This window comes from Methylobacterium sp. A52T, from assembly GCF_053346095.1.
In genome coordinates, this window is the sequence record NZ_JBKFBI010000251.1 from 1 (window position 1) to 3,857 (window position 3,857).

4 protein-coding genes are annotated in these 3,857 nt (G+C 71.5%); all 4 read right to left on the reverse strand.

Features of this window, described 5'->3' with window-relative positions; all coding sequences use genetic code 11:
• A partial coding sequence (locus ACLBYE_RS29875) for a response regulator (protein WP_447696934.1) occupies nt 1-546 on the reverse strand: 546 nt, incomplete at its 3' end.
• 58 nt (nt 547-604) lie between these two features.
• Entirely contained in the window at nt 605-997 is a 393-nt protein-coding gene (locus ACLBYE_RS29880) for a response regulator (protein WP_012320961.1), read from the reverse strand.
• An 11-nt stretch (nt 998-1,008) separates the two neighbouring features.
• Nucleotides 1,009-1,527 (reverse strand): chemotaxis protein CheW, encoded by a 519-nt coding sequence (locus tag ACLBYE_RS29885; protein WP_103986159.1) that lies wholly within the window; start codon nt 1,525-1,527, stop codon nt 1,009-1,011.
• Nucleotides 1,528-1,647: 120 nt separating this feature from the next.
• The coding region (locus ACLBYE_RS29890; protein WP_447696935.1) for a hybrid sensor histidine kinase/response regulator at nt 1,648-3,857 on the reverse strand (2,210 nt) is incomplete at its 5' end.

Below are 3,857 nucleotides of genomic sequence, written 5' to 3' on the forward strand. Positions count from 1 at the left end.
GGCCGGTGCGGCCGCCGGCGCGGCGTGGTGCCCCGGCGCGTGGCCGACGGACGCGGCGGCCGGGCGCCGGCCACGCGCGCGGGCGGAGCCGAACACGCGGACGCGCTCGATCAGCTCGACCCGGAACGTGTCCGAGGTGGTGACGCCGCGGCTGCTCTCCGGCTTGGCGATGTAGTCCACCGCGCCGAGAGCGAGGCATTTCAGCGAGATATCGGCGTTGCGCGTCGTCAGGGTCGACATCATCACGACCTGCACGCTCGGGCTCATGGCGAGCATGCGCGGCAGCGCGGTCGTGCCGTCGAGCTCCGGCATCTCGATGTCGAGCAGGACCACGTCCGGGTCGTGCTTGGCCATCAGCTCCAGGGCGATCCGGCCGTTGGAGGCCGTGCCGACGAGCTCGAATCCGGCCTCGCCGATCCAGCGGGCCACGAGGCCCCGCACCACGGCCGAGTCGTCGGCCACGAGCACACGGATCGCCGTGGCCGATGAGGTCGTGCTCTGGGTTGGCGGCGTGCGTAGCGGGGCGACCGCGGGACTCAGGGCCATGATGATTGCCTCGGGTGCAGGGTCGCGGGGCTCGGGCCGCGGGTCAGGGAGCGGACGATCAGGCCGCGTCGGCGACGAGACCGACCTGTTCGAGCTTGGCCGTCAGGATGTCGCGGTCGAAGGGCTTCATGATGTACTCGTCGGCGCCCGCCCGGAGGGCGCGGGCGATCGCCCCGACGTCGTTCTCGGTGGTGCAGAACAGGACCTTCGGCGCGCCCCCGCCCTCGCTCTGGCGCAGGGCCTGGAGGAACGCGTAGCCGTCCATGTTCGGCATGTTCCAGTCGAGCAGGATCGCGTCGGGCATGCTGGCCGCGCAGGCTTCGAGGGCGGCGCTGCCGTCCTCGGCCTCGCTGACATTCATGCCGAGATCCTCGATGATCCGCCGGGCGACCTTCCGGATCACCGCGGAATCGTCCACCACCAGGCAGGTGGTCTCGTGGGGCGCCTTCATCGACCTCTCCCTCAAGCCGCCTTGGCGCCGGCGGGCGTGAAGCCGAGGAGCGCGTCCACGTCGAGGATCACCAGGAGCCGGCCGTCGAGGCGGTGGACGCAGGTGGCGAGGTCGCGGAAGCGCGGATCCAGGTTGATCGGCACCGCCTCGCGGCTGTCGGCGCCGAGCTTGAGCACCTCGCCGACGCCGTCGACCACCAGCGCGAAGGTCTCGCCGGCCTGCTCCAGGCCGATCGCCATCTTCGGGCTGGCCTTGGTGCCGTCCGCCTCGGCCTCCGCGTCGGGCAGACCCAGGCGCCGGCGCAGGCTCATGGCCGTCACGACCCGGCCGCGCAGGTTCAGCAGGCCGACGATCTCGGCCGGCGCCAGGGGAACCGGCGTCACGCCCGACGGGACGAAGACGTCGTGGACCCGCTCGATCGCCAGGCCGAACAGCGTCTCGCCGACGAAGACCGTGACGAAGTCGTCTGTGGCGCCAGTCTCGGCGCCGCTGGTGGGGGCGCCGCTGGTGTTGGCGTTGGCAGCCTGCATCGGAACTCTCCGGATTCGTTCGTCGCGATCGTCGCGATCGGCTTGGGTCGATCAGCCTGGGTCGATCAGCCTGGGTCGATCGGCCTGGGTCGATCGCTCCGGGGCGGGCGGCGCGGCGGCTCAGGCGGCTTTCGACACCGTGGCGGCGCCGATCTCGGCCAGCGCCGAGATCAGGCCGCTGCGGTCGAACTTCGCCACGAGGTCGCTGATCGCCAGCGCCCGCGCCTTCTCCACCGCGTCGGCGCCGATCGCGCCGGTGAGGCCGATCACCGGGAGCCCGGCGAGGCGCGGCTCGGCCCGCCGCATGGCGGCGACGAGGTCGAAGCCGCTGCGGCCCGGCATCTCCAGGTCGGTGACCACCACCTCGATCTGCGGATCGGACTGGAGGGTCGACAGGGCCGTCTCGGCGCTCGACGCCGTGACCACTTGGTAGCCCGCGGCCTTCAGCACCGGGCTCAGCATGTCGCGGAAGAAGGCCGAGTCGTCGACCAGCAGGACCGTGGAGATCTGCTCGGGCCGCTTCAGGCCGCGCGCCCAGTCGTCGTAGGCCAGCGGCAGGAAGTGGGCGATGTTGATGATGTCGGTCGCCCGGCCCCGCAGCACCGCCGAGCCGATCAGGTCCGACCGGTCCGCCGCGATCTCGATGTCGAGGCGCTCCTCGACGATGTCGACGATCTCGTCGACCACGAGGCCCATGGCGCGCTCGCCGTCGGAGAACACCACCAGGGCCTGCGTTCCCTCCGACTTGATGGTGATCGCCGCGTCGGCCGGGACCAGGGGCATCAGGCGCCCGCGGTACTGGATCAGCGCGCGGCCGCCGAGCCACTCGACCTTGGCGCACTCGATCTCCTCGAGGCGGGTGACCAGCGACAGCGGCACCGCCTTGAAGCTGCCCTGGCCGCCCTTGAACACCAGGAGCGTGGTCTTGGTGTCGGCCATCTCGACCGCCTCGTCGGCGTCGGCGTCGATGTGGCCGCCGCTGCCCTGAACGCCCTGCGCCACCTGGCGGGCCACGCCGTTCGGGTCGACGATCAGCACCACGGCGCCGTCGCCGAGGATCGTGTTGCCGGCAAACATCGGGATGTGCCGCAGCTTCACCGACATCGGCTTCACGACGATCTCCTCCGTGTGGAAGACCTCGTCGACGAGGATGCCGAAGCGCTCGCGCCCGACCTGGGCGACCACCACGAAGCCGGCCTGGTCCGTCTCCGCGCCCGGGCTCGACTGCCCGAGCAGGCCGGTGAGCGAGACGATCGGCAGCAGCCGCTCGCGCAGGCGCAGCACCGGCGCACCGTTGATGTGCTCGACCCGCTGCGCCCCGGCATCGACCCGGACCAGCTCCAGCACCGCCACCTGCGGCAGGGCGAAGCGGTGCTCGCCGGCCCGGACGATCAGGGCGGCCACGATGGCCAGCGTCAGCGGAATCTTGATGGTGAAGGTCGTGCCGCGACCCGCCGTGGTGGCGATGTCGATCAGGCCGCCGATGGTCTCGATGTTGGTCTTGACCACGTCCATGCCGACGCCGCGGCCCGAGACCGAGGTCACCGCCGCCGCCGTCGAGAAGCCGGCGTGGAAGATGAACTTGGCGACCTGGGCGTCGGTCATCCGCTCGATATCGGCCTGGGAGGCGAGCCCGCGCTCCGCGGCCTTCTTGCGGATGGCCGCGAGGTTCAGGCCCTTGCCGTCGTCGGCGATCTCGATCGTGATCGTGCCGCCCTCGTGGTAGGCGGCGAGCCGGATCGTTCCGCGGGCGGGCTTGCCCGCCGCCACGCGCTCGGCGGTCGATTCGAGGCCGTGATCCGCCGAGTTGCGGACCATGTGGGTCAGCGGGTCCTTGATGACCTCCAGGACCTGCCGGTCGAGCTCGGTCTCGTTGCCGACCATCACGAGGTCGATCTGCTTGCCCAATTCGGCCGAGAGGTCGCGCACCACGCGCGGCAGCTTCTGCCACGCGTTGCCGATCGGCTGCATGCGCGTCTTCATGACGCCTTCCTGCAGCTCGGCCGTGACGTGCGACAGGCGCTGCAGCGGGACCTTGTAGCTCGAATCCTCGTGCCGGCGGGCGATCTCGAGGAGCTGGTTGCGGGTCAGCACCAGCTCGGAGACCATCGTCATCAGGTGCTCGAGCGTGTCGACGTTCACCCGGATGGTCTGGTTCTTGGCGGCGGCGGTCGCCTCGCCCTCGGCGCCCTCGACCTTCTCGGCGCGCGCCGGCTCGGCCTTCTCGGTCTTCTCGGCCTCGACCGGCTCGGGCTTCTTCTCGGCCTTGGGCGCCGCGCTGACGGCGGGCGCCGGGGCCGGGGCCGGGGCCGGCGCGGGGGGGGCGGCCG

Coding starts and splice junctions, on each gene's coding strand:
- ACLBYE_RS29880 (WP_012320961.1), bottom strand. CDS start 997: ATGAAGGCGCCCCACGAGACCACCTGCCTGGTGGTGGACGATTCCGCG.
- ACLBYE_RS29885 (WP_103986159.1), bottom strand. CDS start 1,527: ATGCAGGCTGCCAACGCCAACACCAGCGGCGCCCCCACCAGCGGCGCC.